General features: G+C 68.3%; 14 protein-coding genes. 10 read left to right on the forward strand and 4 right to left on the reverse strand.

What is annotated here, in order from left to right; all coding sequences use genetic code 11:
• Positions 1–9: 9 nt before the first annotated feature.
• The 6 genes from metH to hisG are packed head-to-tail and all read left to right on the forward strand — an operon-like array spanning position 10 to position 7,237.
• The gene (gene metH / locus CJ179_RS28915) at positions 10–3,579 is read left to right on the forward strand and encodes a methionine synthase (RefSeq protein WP_072941746.1); all 3,570 of its coding nucleotides are present in this window, start codon (positions 10–12) and stop codon (positions 3,577–3,579) included.
• On the forward strand, positions 3,572–4,264 hold the full coding sequence (locus CJ179_RS28920) for an HAD family phosphatase (RefSeq protein WP_072941745.1): 693 nt from the start codon (positions 3,572–3,574) through the stop codon (positions 4,262–4,264). The genes metH and CJ179_RS28920 overlap by 8 nt, the downstream gene beginning before the upstream one ends.
• A gap of 15 nt (positions 4,265–4,279) precedes the next feature.
• Positions 4,280–5,137 (forward strand): rhodanese-related sulfurtransferase, encoded by an 858-nt coding sequence (locus tag CJ179_RS28925; RefSeq protein WP_095863678.1) that lies wholly within the window; start codon positions 4,280–4,282, stop codon positions 5,135–5,137.
• Between the two features lies 1 nt (position 5,138).
• On the forward strand, positions 5,139–6,032 hold the full coding sequence (locus CJ179_RS28930; RefSeq protein WP_095863679.1) for a pseudouridine synthase: 894 nt from the start codon (positions 5,139–5,141) through the stop codon (positions 6,030–6,032).
• A 25-nt stretch (positions 6,033–6,057) separates the two neighbouring features.
• A complete protein-coding gene (locus tag CJ179_RS28935) occupies positions 6,058–6,339 on the forward strand; it encodes a phosphoribosyl-ATP diphosphatase (RefSeq protein WP_009473527.1) in 282 nt (93 codons plus the stop codon).
• Positions 6,340–6,385: 46 nt separating this feature from the next.
• Positions 6,386–7,237 (forward strand): ATP phosphoribosyltransferase, encoded by an 852-nt coding sequence (hisG, locus tag CJ179_RS28940; RefSeq protein ID WP_012687844.1) that lies wholly within the window; start codon positions 6,386–6,388, stop codon positions 7,235–7,237.
• Positions 7,238–7,274: 37 nt separating this feature from the next.
• Here the strand turns inward: hisG and CJ179_RS28945 are convergent, their stop codons facing one another.
• Together CJ179_RS28945 and CJ179_RS28950 are read right to left on the reverse strand one after the other, a co-directional pair.
• Positions 7,275–8,111: a thioesterase family protein gene (locus CJ179_RS28945; RefSeq protein WP_072941740.1), complete on the reverse strand. Its 837-nt coding sequence runs from the start codon at positions 8,109–8,111 to the stop codon at positions 7,275–7,277.
• Positions 8,108–9,013: a RecB family exonuclease gene (locus tag CJ179_RS28950; protein ID WP_095863680.1), complete on the reverse strand. Its 906-nt coding sequence runs from the start codon at positions 9,011–9,013 to the stop codon at positions 8,108–8,110. The genes CJ179_RS28945 and CJ179_RS28950 overlap by 4 nt, the downstream gene beginning before the upstream one ends.
• Before the next feature lie 95 nt (positions 9,014–9,108).
• Between CJ179_RS28950 and CJ179_RS28955 the strand changes: the two genes are divergently transcribed.
• Positions 9,109–9,963 (forward strand): tRNA (adenine-N1)-methyltransferase, encoded by an 855-nt coding sequence (locus CJ179_RS28955; protein ID WP_072941736.1) that lies wholly within the window; start codon positions 9,109–9,111, stop codon positions 9,961–9,963.
• A gap of 47 nt (positions 9,964–10,010) precedes the next feature.
• Here the strand turns inward: CJ179_RS28955 and CJ179_RS28960 are convergent, their stop codons facing one another.
• Entirely contained in the window at positions 10,011–10,514 is a 504-nt protein-coding gene (locus CJ179_RS28960) for a hypothetical protein (RefSeq protein ID WP_095863681.1), read from the reverse strand.
• A 183-nt stretch (positions 10,515–10,697) separates the two neighbouring features.
• On the opposite strand from CJ179_RS28960, the gene arc reads away from it, so the two are divergent.
• Complete coding sequence (arc, locus tag CJ179_RS28965) at positions 10,698–12,473, forward strand: proteasome ATPase (protein WP_072941731.1); 1,776 nt, start codon at positions 10,698–10,700, stop codon at positions 12,471–12,473.
• A gap of 65 nt (positions 12,474–12,538) precedes the next feature.
• On the opposite strand, the gene CJ179_RS28970 is transcribed toward arc, so the two are convergent.
• On the reverse strand, positions 12,539–13,087 hold the full coding sequence (locus tag CJ179_RS28970) for an NUDIX domain-containing protein (protein ID WP_095863682.1): 549 nt from the start codon (positions 13,085–13,087) through the stop codon (positions 12,539–12,541).
• Between the two features lie 82 nt (positions 13,088–13,169).
• Between CJ179_RS28970 and CJ179_RS28975 the strand changes: the two genes are divergently transcribed.
• On the forward strand, positions 13,170–13,547 hold the full coding sequence (locus CJ179_RS28975) for a nitroreductase family deazaflavin-dependent oxidoreductase (RefSeq protein ID WP_072941725.1): 378 nt from the start codon (positions 13,170–13,172) through the stop codon (positions 13,545–13,547).
• A 74-nt stretch (positions 13,548–13,621) separates the two neighbouring features.
• Complete coding sequence (gene dop, locus CJ179_RS28980; RefSeq protein WP_007299057.1) at positions 13,622–15,121, forward strand: depupylase/deamidase Dop; 1,500 nt, start codon at positions 13,622–13,624, stop codon at positions 15,119–15,121.
• The last annotated feature ends 92 nt before the right edge of the window (positions 15,122–15,213 follow it).

Consider the following 15,213-nt stretch of genomic DNA (forward strand, 5'->3'; position numbering starts at 1 on the left):
CTGGACGGCATGTCTGCGCCATTTCACTCTGCCCTGCTCGATGCGTTGAACCAGCGCGTTGTCATCGGCGACGGAGCCATGGGCACCATGTTGCAGGCCGCGGACCTCACGCTCGACGACTTCCTCGGGCTCGAAGGCTGCAACGAAATCCTCAACGACACCCGCCCTGACGTGCTGAAAGAGATCCACCGCGCGTACTTCGAGGCCGGGGCCGACGCCGTCGAGACCAACACGTTCGGGTGCAACCTCCCCAACCTCGCCGATTACGACATTTCGGACCGTATCCGGGAACTGGCCGAGAAGGGCACCCGGTTGGCGCGTGAGGTCGCCGACGAGATGGGGCCGGGACGCGACGGCATGGGCCGCTTCGTCCTCGGCTCGATGGGGCCCGGAACCAAGCTGCCGACGCTCGGCCACGCGCCGTTCGCGATCCTGCGCGACGCCTACGCCGAGGCCGCGATGGGCATGATCGACGGGGGCGCCGACGCGATCCTCGTCGAGACCTGCCAGGACCTGCTGCAGGTGAAGGCGGCGATCCTGGGCAGTCAGCGGGCGATGGAGACGCTGGGGTCGCGGCTGCCGATCATCACCCACGTCACGGTCGAGACCACCGGCACGATGCTGCTCGGCAGTGAGATCGGTGCCGCGCTGACCGCGCTCGAACCGCTCGGTATCGACATGATCGGGCTCAACTGCGCGACCGGTCCCGCCGAGATGAGCGAACATCTCCGCCACCTGTCCAAGTACAGTTCGCTCCCCGTATCGGTGATGCCCAACGCCGGACTGCCGCAGCTCGGCCCGAAGGGTGCCGAGTACCCGCTCACCGCGGAGGAACTCGCCGAGGCGCTCAGCGGCTTCGTCACCGAGTTCGGTCTCGGTCTGGTCGGCGGCTGCTGCGGCACCACCCCGGAGCACATCCGGCAGGTGGCCGAGGCGGTCCGCCTCGTCGAGAAGGCCGCGCGCAACCCGGTGCACGAGTCGGGGACGTCGTCGCTGTACACGGCGGTGCCGTTCGAGCAGGACGCCAGCATCCTGATGATCGGCGAGCGCACGAACTCCAACGGCTCCAAGGCATTTCGTGAGGCGATGATCGCCGAGGACTACCAGAAGTGCCTCGACATCGCGAAGGATCAGACCCGCGACGGCGCCCACATGCTCGACCTCAACGTCGACTACGTCGGACGTGATGGCGCCGCCGACATGGCCGCCCTCGCGAGCCGGTTCGCGACGTCGTCGACGCTGCCGATCATGCTCGACTCCACCGAGCCCGCGGTCCTGCAGGCCGGTCTCGAACACCTCGGCGGCCGGTGCGCCGTCAACTCCGTCAACTATGAGGACGGCGACGGACCGGACTCGCGGTTCCAGAAGATCATGCGGCTCGTCAAGGAACACGGCGCCGCCGTCGTCGCGCTGACCATCGACGAGGAGGGCCAGGCGCGCACCGCAGAGCACAAGGTCCGCATCGCCGAGCGCCTGCTCGACGACATCACCGTGAACTGGGGCCTCGACGAGTCCGACATCATCATCGACGCGCTGACCTTCCCGATCTCCACCGGTCAGGAAGAGGTCCGCCGCGACGGCATCGAGACGATCGAGGCGATCCGCGAACTGAAGAAGCGGCACCCGCGGGTGCACTTCACCCTCGGCGTGTCCAACATCTCGTTCGGTCTCAACCCTGCCGCCCGTCAGGTCCTGAACTCGGTGTTCCTGCACGAGTGCACCGAGGCCGGCCTCGACACGGCCATCGTGCACGCGTCGAAGATCCTGCCGATGGCACGGATCCCCGACGAACAGCGCGAAACGGCCCTCGACCTGGTCTACGACCGCCGGCGCGAGGGCTACGACCCGCTGCAGAAGCTGATGGAGCTGTTCGAGGGCGTCTCCGCGGCGTCGGCACGCGAATCCCGCGCCCAGGAACTGGCGGCGCTGCCGCTGTTCGAGCGGCTGGAACGGCGCATCGTCGATGGTGAGCGCAATGGCCTCGACGACGACCTCACCGCGGCGATGGAAGAGAAGCCGCCGCTCGCGATCATCAACGAGACCCTGCTGTCCGGCATGAAGACCGTCGGCGAACTCTTCGGGTCCGGGCAGATGCAGTTGCCGTTCGTGCTGCAGTCCGCCGAGGTGATGAAGGCGGCCGTGGCGTACCTCGAACCCCACATGGAGGCCACCGACGAGGACGGCAAGGGCCGCATCGTCATCGCCACCGTGAAGGGCGACGTCCACGACATCGGCAAGAACCTCGTCGACATCATCCTCAGCAACAACGGGTACGACGTGGTGAACCTCGGCATCAAGCAGCCGATCGCGACGATCCTCGACGCGGCGATCGAGCAGAAGGCCGACGTCATCGGCATGTCCGGTCTGCTCGTGAAGTCGACCGTGGTGATGAAGGACAACCTGCAGGAACTCAACGCCAAGGGAGTCGCGGAGAAGTTCCCCGTCCTCCTCGGCGGTGCCGCGCTGACCCGCTCGTACGTGGAGAACGATCTGGCCGAGGTGTACGAGGGCGACGTCAGCTACGCGCGCGACGCATTCGAGGGCCTGCACAGGATGGACGAGATCATGGCCGTCAAACGCGGCGGCGGACCCGACCCGGACAGCCCGGAAGCGATCGCCGCCCGGGAGAAGGCGGCCGAGCGCAAGGCGCGCCACGAACGGTCCAAGCGGATCGCGGAGAAGCGCAAGGCCGCCGAGACCCCGGTCGAGGTGCCGGAACGGTCCGACGTTGCCACCGACATCGTCGTCCCGAGCCCGCCGTTCTGGGGCAACCGGATCGTGAAGGGTGTCTCGCTGTCCGACTACGCCGGACTGCTGGACGAGCGCGCCCTGTTCCTCGGGCAGTGGGGCCTGCGCGGGCAGCGTTCCGGCGACGGTCCCACCTACGAGGAATTGGTGGAGACGGAGGGCCGCCCGCGCCTGCGGTACTGGCTCGACCGGCTGAGCACCGAGGGAATCCTCGCGCACGCCGCCGTGGTGTACGGCTATTTCCCCGCCGTGTCCGAGGGCGACGACGTGGTCGTGCTCACCGACCCGGCGCCCGACGCGGACGAACGCTTCCGGTTCACGTTCCCGCGCCAGCACCGCGACCGCTTCCTCTGCGTCGCCGACTTCGTGCGGTCCCGCACCGAGGCGAAGGAGACCGGCCAGGTCGACGTGTTCCCGATGCAGCTGGTCACCATGGGGCAGCCGATCGCGGACTTCGCGAACGAGCTGTTCGCCGCCAACGCGTACCGCGACTACCTCGAGGTGCACGGCATCGGCGTGCAGCTGACGGAGTCGCTGGCCGAGTACTGGCACCGACGGGTCCGCGAAGAACTCGTGCTGCCTGGCGGCCACAACGTCGCCGAGCAGGATCCGTCGGAGGTGTCCGGGTTCTTCGACCTCGCCTACCGCGGCGCCCGCTATTCGTTCGGCTACGGCGCCTGCCCCAACCTGGAGGACCGCGCGAAGATGGTCGCTCTCCTCGAACCGGAACGGATCGGTGTGAAGTTGTCGGAGGAACTGCAGTTGCATCCCGAGCAGTCCACGGATGCGTTCGTGCTGCACCACCCCGAGGCGAAGTACTTCAATGTCTGACGCATTCGACGGTCTCGCAGGCGTGCTGTGGGACATGGACGGAACGCTGCTCGATTCCGAGAAGATGTGGGACGTCGCGGTCCGTGAGTTGTCGATGCACCTCGGTGGGCCGATGACGGAGGAGACCCGGCTGAAGACGATCGGCGCGTCCAGCGCCAACGCGCTCGGCGTCATCTTCGACGCCCTCGGGCTCGACCGGGATCCGGCGGCGCTCGCCGAGGCCAAGGAATGGATGTTCACCCGCGTCGAGGAACTGTTCGGCGACGGCATCCCGTGGCGGCCGGGCGCCCACGATGCACTGCGGACCGCCCGGGCCCACGGCCTGAGGTCGGCGCTGGTGACCAACACCGAGCGCCGCCTCACCGAGCGGGCGCTGGAGACGCTCGGCAGGCACCACTTCGACCACTCGGTGTGCGGCGACGAGGTGCCGGCAGGCAAACCACATCCCGACCCGTACCTGCGGGGTGCCGAACTTCTCGGGTTGCATCCGTCGCAGTGCCTCGCGATCGAGGACTCGCCCACCGGCGCGGCGTCCGCGCAGGCCGCGGGCTGCGTCGTGCTGATCGTCCCGTGCGAGATCCCGGTGGCCGACGGCCCGGGGCGGGTGTTCCGGGACAGCCTCGAAGGTCTCACCGGTTCCGATCTGGCCGAGGCCTGGGCGCAGCCGAGCGGTGTGCGTCTCTAGGTAGTCTGGTTCCCCGTGGCTGTCCCGAAAATCGTGCTGTTCTACGTGTTCACTCCGCTCGCCGACCCGGAGGCGATCCGGCTGTGGCAGTACACGCTCGCCGAGGCACACAACCTGACCGGGCGGATCCTCGTCTCCGAGCACGGCATCAACGCGACCGTCGGCGGCGACATCCGCGACGTCAAGCGGTACGTGAAGGGGACCCGCGGCTACGCGCCGTTCAAGGACGCCGACATCAAGTGGTCGGACGGTCTCGGTGACGACTTCCCGCGGCTCAGCGTCAAGGTGCGGTCGGAGATCGTGACGTTCGGTGTGCCGGGCGAGCTGAAGGTGGACGCGGACGGCGTCGTCGGCGGCGGTACCCACCTGGCGCCGGACGAGGTGCACCGCCTGGTCGAGGGGCGCGGTGACGACGTCGTCTTCTTCGACGGACGCAACGGTTTCGAGGCGGAGATCGGCCGCTTCCGGGACGCCGTCGTGCCGGACGTGTCCACCACCCGCGACTTCGTGCACGAACTCGACAGCGGCAAATACGACCATCTCAAGGACAAGGCTGTCGTCACCTACTGCACCGGGGGAGTGCGGTGCGAGGTCCTGTCCTCGCTGATGCGTTCGCGCGGGTTCGGCGAGGTCTATCAACTCGACGGCGGCATCGTCCGGTACGGCGAAGCGTTCGGCGACACGGGTCTGTGGGAGGGGTCGCTGTACGTCTTCGACAAGCGGATGACCATCGAGTTCAGCGACCAGGCCACGACCCTGGGGCGCTGCACCCGATGCGGCGGTCCGACGTCCCGGTACGAGAATCTGCCGAACGACCGGGGCCGCGAACTCGTGCTCGTGTGCGCCGACTGCACCGAGAACCGGGCGGGCTGAGGTGGCCGGGGCGCCGCTGCCCGTCCGCAACGGTCTCGGTCCCGATCGCATCCGGATGCCGGCCGGGCTCGGGGCGAAGACCGTCGCCGAATTCCTGGTCGAGACGTACCCCGACGAGCGGGCGCACTGGCTGTCGCTGATCGACGGTGGGGGAGTCGTCGACGAACACGGCCGGGTCGTCGACCGCGGCACCCGCTATGCGCCGACCCGATTCGTGTACTTCTACCGCGACCCCGCACCCGAGATCCCGGTTCCGTTCGAGATCGACATCCTCCACCGCGACGACCACCTCGTGGTGATCGACAAGCCGCATTTCCTCGCGACCATCCCGCGGGGCGCGCACATCACCGAGACGGCGGTCGTGCGGTTACGGCGGACGCTCGACCTCCCCGATCTCACCCCGGCGCACCGGCTCGACCGGATGACGGCCGGTGTGCTGGTGTTCCTGATCCGGCCGGAAGACCGCCGGGCCTATCAGGAACTGTTCGTCTCCCAGCAGGTCACCAAGGAATACGAGGCCGTCGCCGGGCACGATCCCACGCTGGAGTTTCCGCGCATCATCCGCAGCCGCATCGTCAAGGAACACGGGATCATGACGGCCACGGAGGAGCCGGGAGAACCGAACAGCGAAACCGTCGTCGACCTGATCGAGACCCGGGACGGCCGCGCCCGGTACCGGCTGCTGCCGAAGACCGGCCGGACGCACCAACTGCGGCTGCACATGTCGTCGCTGGGACTCCCGATCGAGGGCGACAACTACTACCCGGACTTCCGCCGATCCGAGCCCGGCGACTTCTCGACCCCGTTGCGGTTGCTGGCGCGGGCCATCGAGTTCACCGATCCCCGTTCGGGCCGGGTCCGCCGGTTCGAGAGTCGCCGCACACTCGGGTGGTGACCGGTTCGGAGAGGTCCGCGGCGGCGTGAAACAATGGGTCCTCGTGAAGACCTTCGAATCCCTGTTCGCCGAGCTGACCGAGCGTGCCGCTACCCGCCCCGAGGGGTCCGGCACCGTTGCCGCCCTCGACGCCGGCGTCCATTCGCAGGGAAAGAAGATCCTCGAAGAGGCGGGTGAGGTGTGGATCGCCGCCGAGCACGAAAGCGACGAGGCGCTCGCCGAGGAGATCTCCCAGCTGCTGTACTGGACGCAGGTGCTGATGGTGGGCAAGGGCCTGAAACTCGAGGACGTCTACCGACATCTGTGATCGGTGATCGAGACTCCTCCACCCGCTCCCGAAAGGAACCTCAGCCATGCTGCGCGTCGCAGTCCCCAACAAGGGCTCGCTGTCCGAGTCCGCCGCCGAAATTCTCTCCGAGGCCGGCTACCGCCGTCGCACCGACTCCCGCGACCTGACCGTCCTCGACCCGTCCAATCAGGTCGAGTTCTTCTTCCTCCGCCCCAAGGACATCGCGATCTACGTCGGATCCGGTGAACTCGATCTCGGCATCACCGGCCGCGACCTCGCCCGTGACTCGGGCGCCCCGGTCGCCGAGCGGCTGTCGCTCGGCTTCGGCCGCTCCACGTTCCGGTACGCCGCCCCCGCGGGCAAGGACTGGAAGGTCGAGGATCTCGCTGGACTCCGGATCGCCACGTCCTACCCCAACCTGGTGCGCGACGACCTCTCCGCACGCGGGATCGAGGCCTCGGTCATCCGCCTCGACGGCGCCGTGGAGATCTCGATCCAGCTCGGGGTCGCGGACGCCATCGCCGACGTCGTCGGATCCGGCCGCACCCTGCGCCAGCACAACCTGGTCGCGTTCGGTGACACCCTGTGCGACTCCGAGGGTGTGCTCATCGAGCGCGCCGGTTCGCCCGCCGACGATTCCGCACGCAACCAGTTGGTCGAGCGGGTGCGCGGCATCGTCTTCGCGCAGCAGAATCTGATGCTCGACTACGACTGCCCGAAGACGATCCTCGACGACGCGCTGAAGATCACCCCCGGACTGGAGTCGCCGACGCTGTCGCCGCTCGCCGACGAGAACTGGGTCGCGGTCCGGGCGATGGTGCCGATCAAGGGTCACAACGGAGTGATGGACGAACTCGCGGACCTCGGCGCCAAGGCCATCCTCGCGTCGAACATCCGGTCCTGCCGCGCCCTCTGATCTCGTTCCGCCGCAGGACGATCCGCGCCCGTTCCGATCAGGAGCGGGCGCGGACCTGTACGGTCTGGGCGATCCGGCCGACCGCGCCGGTCTCGTCGTACAGCACGCCCGCGCACATCCCCACGCCGTCGGGGCCGATGGACGTCTCGGAGCCGACGCCGACCCATTCGCCCTCGGGGACCCGGAAGATGTGCACGGTGAGGTCGGTATTGAGGAACGTCCAGTCGGCCGGGTCGAGTTTCGATCCCACACCGTTGGCGACGTCCGCGATGGAGAAGAGCCGCTCGAGCGGCGTCATGGTCTCGCCGAGGACCAGCGCGGGCCGCGGCCTCGCCCACAGCTTGCCGGGGCCCTCGCACCCCATCTCGGCGATCCACCGCCAGTCGAGGGTCGTCAGGTAGCCCGAATTCCAGCCTTCGCTGAACTTGCCCTCCCGGCCGGTGGACCGAGGTTCGAGCGGCGGGTCGACGACGTGGACGGCATCGTTCGTGTCGACGGTCTCCATGCGCCACGCCGAGCCCCGCGCCACGGCCCGGGGCCGGTCGCCGACGGTCCACAGTTCGGCGACCACCAACTCCACCCGGCGGCCCGGCCGCTGCACCCAGGACCGGACCTCGAGTTCGGCGATCGGGATCGGGCCGAGGATCTCGACCACGACCCGCGTGATGCGCGCGTCGTCACGAGGGGCGCACCGTTCGAGTGCCCGCACGAGCAGCGCGGACGGGGGAGCGCCGTGCTGCATCGTCTCGGCCCACACGCTGATCGTCAGATCCGTGCTGTCGAATCGCTCGACCGTGATCTTCTGGTCCGAGTCCACTTCCGGCGCACCCAGTGCTTCCGAACCGAGTGGTACGTAGTAGGACTCGGAACTCATTCGACAATCTCCTCGAAACCTGGTGCGTCTTCGGCGGGCCCCTCCGGCCATCCCGGGTAGGGAGGCGGCGTTCCTCCGAACGAGGGGCACAGGGACTTATGATCACACCAGTCGCAGAGCCGGCTCGGCTTGGGTCGGAAATCGCCGGTGACACCCGCCGCCAGGATGGCCTTCCAGATCGCCGACAGTGTGCGCTCGAACCGCAGCAGTTCGTCCTCGTCGGGTGCGTAGGTGAGGACCGTCCCGGACGCGAGATACAGCAGTCGCAGCTGCGCCGGGACGATGCCGCGGGTGCGCAGCAGGACCAGCGCATAGAACTTCATCTGGAACAGCGCCTTGGACTCGGACATCTCGCGGGGTGCGCGACCGGTCTTGTAGTCGACCACCCGCACCTCACCGGTGGGGGCCACGTCGATTCGGTCGACGAATCCGCGGAGCAGCACCCCGTCGGCGAGTTCGGTCTCGACACGCTGTTCGCACGATTCGGCCTCGAACCGGGTGGGGTCCTCCAGTTCGTAGTAGGCGGTGACGAGCGACCGCGCCTCGTCGAGGAACGACTCGCGCTGGTCCTCGGGAACCAGGTCGATCAGGTCGGGGGCCTCGGCGAGGAGGCGCTCCCAGGACGGGAGGATCAGATCGACCGCCTTCTGCGGAACCCGTTCGGCGGCGGGCAGCGCGAATAGCGTCTCGAGCGCGGCGTGCACGACCGTGCCCTTCACCTGCGCGCGCGACGGCGCCTCCGGGAGCCGGTCGACGGCACGGAAGCGGTAGAGAAGCGGGCACTGCTTGAAGTCGCCGGCGCGGGACGGCGACAGGGCGGGGCGCCTGCGGGTGACCGAAGTGTCGCCGGGCTGTGACGGGGAACCCTGTGTGACGGGGGCTGGCGACTCTGAGATGCTCACACCTGGCAGGGTAGGCCCCCGGTCCGACAGTCGTGTCGGGGCAGCGGGACGGGCGCCGGACGGCGCCGGACGAACAGGCTGAGGAGTCGGTGACGATGGTGGGACGCGAAACGCGACCGAGTGGACCGTTTCGGGTGGGCGATCGCGTCCAGCTGACCGATGGCAAGGGCCGGCACTACACGGTCAACCTGGAGGCCGGCAAGGAGTTCCACACGCACCGCGGCGGAATCCTGCACGACGACCTGATCGGCACCGACGAGGGCAGCGTGGTCAAGTCGACCAACGGCACCCCCTACCTGGCGCTGCGACCGCTGCTCGTCGACTACGTCCTGTCGATGCCCCGCGGGGCGCAGGTCATCTACCCGAAGGACGCCGCGCAGATCGTCCACGAGGGCGACGTCTTCCCCGGCGCCCGCGTCCTCGAGGCCGGCGCAGGCTCGGGCGCCCTGACGTGCTCCCTGCTGCGGGCGGTCGGGCCGGAAGGCCGGGTCATCTCGTACGAGGTGCGCGACGACCACGCCGAGCACGCGGTGCGGAACGTCGAGACGTTCTTCGGGGAACGCCCCGCGAACTGGGACCTGACCATCGCGGACGTCGCCGAGTTCGACGCCGACGCGGCGGGCGGCCCGGTCGACCGGGTGGTCCTCGACATGCTGGCACCCTGGGACGCGCTGCCCGCGGTGTCCAAGGCGCTGGTCCCCGGCGGCGTGCTCGTCGTCTACGTCGCGACTGTGACGCAGCTCTCCAAGGTCGTCGAGGCGATGCGCGAGCAGGAGTGCTGGACCGAGCCGCGGTCCTGGGAGTCGATCGTCCGTGGCTGGCACGTCGTCGGGCTCGCCGTGCGGCCGGAACACCGGATGCAGGGCCATACCGCGTTCCTGGTGAGCGCCCGGCGTCTCGCCGAGGGAACCGTCACCCCCAAGCCGCAGCGCCGGTCGGGTAAGGGCTGAGACACGGCTTCGGCGGCGCCCGGAGCGGGCGCCGCCGAAGGACCGGGCTAGCTGCAGCCCGCGCGTGCCATGCCGAGCAGGGTGCACGTGCTCTCGTCCGACACCTTCCACACGCCGTCGACGTTCTCCCACGTCCACGCCGTCGGAGCGGCCGTGCCGTGCGGGCTCACGATCGCGACGTTCGCCGTCGCGGTATCGCCCTCCACCTGCACGTCCGTGACCGTGAAGGACACCGGGTAGTTGGCCATGGCGGCGGTCATCGCCTCCAGATTCGGGCGGCGTTCGTCGCCGTCGACGACCACGACGGTTTTCTCGTCGACCGGCCGGGCCGGGTCCACGAGCAGCTGGAGCGTACCGAGCAGTTCCTCCGACGTGGGGGCGGCGACGGTCGCGTCTACCTGCGACGACGTGGCCGCGGACGTCGCCGCGGCGGTGCCGGAACCGTCGTCGGACGAGCAGGCCGACATTCCGAGCGCGAAGACCACCGCGCCCACGGCAACCACGGACCTACCGGTGAAGGACGTGCCGTTCAGGGGCTTGCGGATTATCACGACGAACCCTTTCGTTACACGGAACAGAGAGGAAACTGCTCGACAGGTAGGTAAGGCTAACATGAGAATTTCGATGGCCCCGGGTGTCGCGTATGCCGATTCGCAATCGGCAGAATCCGTGTCACGGCGCAGAATTCGGGCAGTGCCGGTAGCGTTGATAGATCTCATTGGGAGGAGACGCACATGAGCTCGACAGAGAACCCCGATTCGGTTGCGGCCGCACGAGAGCTCGAGGCGTTGCGCGCGGAGGCGTCGGCACTGCGCAGGCAGCTCGCGGAGTCGCCGGAACAGCTTCGTGAGATGGAATCGCGAGTGGACTCGCTGTCCATCCGGAACACCAAGTTGATGGACACCCTCAAGGAGGCCCGTCAGCAGCTCATTGCGCTCCGAGAGGAAGTCGATCGCCTCGGCCAGCCGCCGAGCGGATACGGCGTGCTGCTCGGAGTGCACGACGATCAGACCGTGGACGTGTTCACCTCCGGACGCAAGATGCGGTTGACCTGCTCCCCGAATGTCGACGCCGAGACCCTCAAGCTCGGCCAGACCGTGCGCCTCAACGAGGCACTCACGATCGTGGAAGCGGGCAACTTCGAGCGTGTCGGTGAGATCAGCACACTTCGCGAGGTCCTCGACGACGGTCAGCGCGCCCTCGTGGTCGGTCACGCCGACGAGGAACGGATCGTCTGGCTGGCCGAACCCCTCGCCACCGTGTACGCGGACAGCGAACGAGAGTCGGTCGCGTACGACGCCGAATCGCCCACCCGCAAACTACGGCCGGGCGACTCCCTCCTCGTCGACACGAAGGCCGGGTACGCGTTCGAGCGGATCCCCAAGGCCGAGGTCGAGGATCTCGTCCTCGAAGAGGTTCCCGACGTCCACTACGACGACATCGGCGGCCTCGGCCGGCAGATCGAGCAGATCCGTGACGCCGTCGAGTTGCCGTTCCTCCACAAGGACCTGTTCCACGAATACGAGCTCCGCCCGCCGAAGGGTGTGCTCCTCTACGGTCCGCCCGGGTGCGGCAAGACGCTCATCGCCAAGGCGGTCGCCAACTCCCTCGCGAAGAAGATCGCGGAGGCCCGGGGGCAGGACAGCAAGGAAGCCAAGTCCTACTTCCTCAACATCAAGGGCCCCGAGCTGCTGAACAAGTTCGTCGGCGAGACCGAGCGGCACATCCGGCTGATCTTCCAGCGGGCCCGGGAGAAGGCGTCCGAGGGCACCCCGGTGATCGTGTTCTTCGACGAGATGGATTCGATCTTCCGCACCCGCGGGTCGGGTGTCTCCTCCGACGTCGAGACCACCGTCGTGCCGCAGCTGCTCAGTGAGATCGACGGTGTCGAGGGACTCGAGAACGTCATCGTGATCGGCGCCTCCAACCGCGAAGACATGATCGACCCCGCGATCCTGCGCCCCGGCCGCCTCGACGTGAAGATCAAGATCGAACGCCCCGACGCGGAGTCGGCGCAGGACATCTTCTCGAAGTACCTCGTCGAGACACTGCCGGTGCACAGCGACGACATCGCGGAGTTCGGTGGCGACCGCACGGCCTGCATCCGGGTGATGATCGAACGGGTCGTCGACCGTATGTACGCCGAGAGCGAGGAGAACCGCTTCCTCGAGGTCACGTACGCCAACGGCGACAAGGAGGTCCTGTACTTCAAGGACTTCAACTCGGGGGCGATGATCCAGAACATCGTCGACCGCGCCAAGAAGTACGCGATCAAGTCGGTGCTCGACACCGGTGCCCCGGGCCTGCGCGTCCAGCACCTGTTCGACTCCATCGTCGACGAGTTCTCGGAGAACGAGGACCTGCCGAACACCACCAACCCCGACGACTGGGCCCGGATCTCGGGCAAGAAGGGTGAGCGGATCGTCTACATCCGCACGTTGGTCACCGGTAAGAACGCGAGCGCGAGCCGCGCCATCGACACCGAGTCCAACACCGGCCAGTACCTGTAGGCCGATCGGTACGACCCGCGCGGCGGGAACCGGGGACGGTTCCCGCCGCGCGGGTCGGCCGTGTGTCAGCGGTCCCGTGCGACGAGGTAGTCCTCGAGGAGTGCCCTCGTGTCCGGCACGAACGGCCACCGCGGGTCGCGCAGGTGTGTCACCAGTTCGTGGGGTGTCCACCACCAGCCCGACGCGATCTCGCTGGCCTGGTGGACGACGGGCCCGTCCCAGTGCGTCTCGTAGGCGTACAGGTGGCAGCGCAGCCGCAGGCCCTGCCACTCGCCGTCCCACGCCACCCTCGCGATGGGGGTGAGGCTCACCCCGGTGATGCCCAGTTCCTCCGCCAGTTCCCGGCCCGCCGCCTCTTCCGGCGTCTCCCCGGGATCGACCACCCCGCCGGCCAGGCAGTCGTGGTGTCCGGCGAACACCGTCTTCGTGTCCGACCGCCGGTGCACGTAGAGGCGCTGCTCGTCACCAGATCGGACGAGGACCCCGGCGCTCGCGTGCCACAGTCCCTCGGCGTAGACACGGGAACGCGCGGCCGATCCCACCGGTCGCCCGGAACTGTCGAACACCGCCACCACTTCGTCCGTGCCGGGTGGGGTGTTCGGTGCGGAATCCATGAGTCGATCCTGCCAGCACCCCGGCGAACGTCGGTACTGTCGAGGTCGGTTGCTCGTTCCGGTGCCGAAGGGGTGAGAGTTCATGGCGTTGCCGCGTTCGATCGCCCGATTCAACCGGGTCCTCACCAACCGGGTGAGCCGTCGCGTCGCGACAATCCTGCCCGGGTTCGCCGTGGTCGAGCACCGCGGCCGCACATCCGGTAGGACGTATCGCACGCCCGTCAACGTGTTCGTCGTGGACGGCCGCTACCGGTTCGCCCTCACGTACGGAGCGCACAGCGACTGGGTGCGAAACGTGGTGGCGGCGGGCGGATGCACCATCGTGACGCGCCGCCGGACGGTGCACCTGACGGACCCTCGAATCGGCACCGACGGCACCCACTCCTGGGCGCCGCCCGGGGTCCGGACCGTGCTCGAGGTGATCGCGGCGGACCAGTACCTGGAGTGCTCGCCGGGCTAGTCGCCGGACACCGACGGCTCGCGCGGCAGGAGTGTGCCGCCGGGTGGCGTGGGTGATCGCATAGGCTCGGCAGCATGCAGCGGATCATCGGTGTCGAAGTCGAGTACGGAATCTCCTCACCCAGCGAGCCTTCGGCCAATCCGATCTTGACGTCCACCCAGGCGGTGCTGGCTTATGCGGCAGCCGCGGGAGTGCCGCGCGCCAAGCGCACCCGATGGGATTACGAGGTGGAATCCCCGCTGCGGGACGCCCGCGGATTCGACCTGGGCCGGCTCAGCGGCCCGGCGCCCGTCATCGACGCCGACGAGGTCGGCGCGGCCAACATGATCCTCACCAACGGCGCCCGGCTCTACGTCGACCACGCGCACCCCGAGTACTCGGCCCCGGAGGTCACCGACCCCCTGGACGCCGTCATCTGGGACAAGGCCGGCGAACGCGTGATGGAGGCGGCCGCCCGGCACGCGTCGAGCGTCCCCGGTGCCCCGCGACTGCAGCTGTACAAGAACAACGTGGACGGCAAGGGCGCGTCGTACGGCACCCACGAGAACTACCTGATGTCCCGGGCCACGCCGTTCTCTGCGGTGATCAACGGGCTGACGCCGTTCTTCGCGTCCCGTCAGGTGATCTGCGGGTCGGGCCGGGTGGGCATCGGCCAGTCCGGTGACGAGGCCGGCTTCCAGCTGTCCCAGCGGGCCGACTACATCGAGGTGGAGGTCGGGCTCGAGACCACGCTCAAGCGCGGCATCATCAACACCCGCGACGAACCGCACGCCGACGCGGACAAGTACCGGCGTCTGCACGTCATCATCGGCGACGCGAACCTCGCCGAGATGTCCACGTACCTGAAGGTCGGGACGACGGCGCTGGTCCTCGACCTCATCGAGGCCGGTGTCGACCTCACCGACCTGCAGCTGGCCCGACCGGTCACCGCCGTGCACCACATCAGCCACGACCCGACGCTGCGCGCCACGGTCGCGCTGGCCGACGGCCGGGAACTGACCGGGCTTGCGTTGCAGCGGATCTATCTGGACCGGGTCGACAAGTTCATGTCCGCCGAGGGCAACGACGACCCCCGCGTGGCCGATCTGCTGGAGAAGTGGGCGATGGTGCTCGACCTCCTCGAGCGGGACCCGATGGAATGCGCCCACCTGCTGGACTGGCCGGCCAAGCTGCGTCTGCTCGAGGGTTTCCGGAACCGGGAGGGCCTCAACTGGTCCGCGCCGCGACTGCATCTGGTCGACCTGCAGTACTCGGACGTCCGCCTCGACAAGGGTCTGTACAACCGGCTCGTCGCCCGCGGGTCGATGGAGCGCCTGGTGTCGGAGCAGGCGGTGCTCGACGCCGTCGACACCCCGCCGACCGACACCCGCGCCTACTTCCGCGGTGAATGCCTGCGCAAGTTCGGCGCCGACATCGCGGCTGCGAGCTGGGATTCGGTGATCTTCGATCTCGGTGGCGACTCCCTGGTCCGCATTCCCACCCTCGAGCCGCTGCGGGGCAGCAAGGCGCACGTGGGGGAGTTGCTGGAGTCGGTGGAGACCGCGAAAGAGCTCGTCGACGAGCTCACGAACTGACATCTCGGCCGTTCCCGCACGGATCTGCCCGGAACTCGCCGTCGCGTCGGCACACGTGGGGCGGCGACGCTCGGTAGGGTGAAGGTCCGAGC

This window comes from Rhodococcus sp. ACS1, assembly GCF_002300155.1.
GTDB classification, from domain to species: Bacteria; Actinomycetota; Actinomycetes; order Mycobacteriales; family Mycobacteriaceae; genus Rhodococcus_F; species Rhodococcus_F koreensis.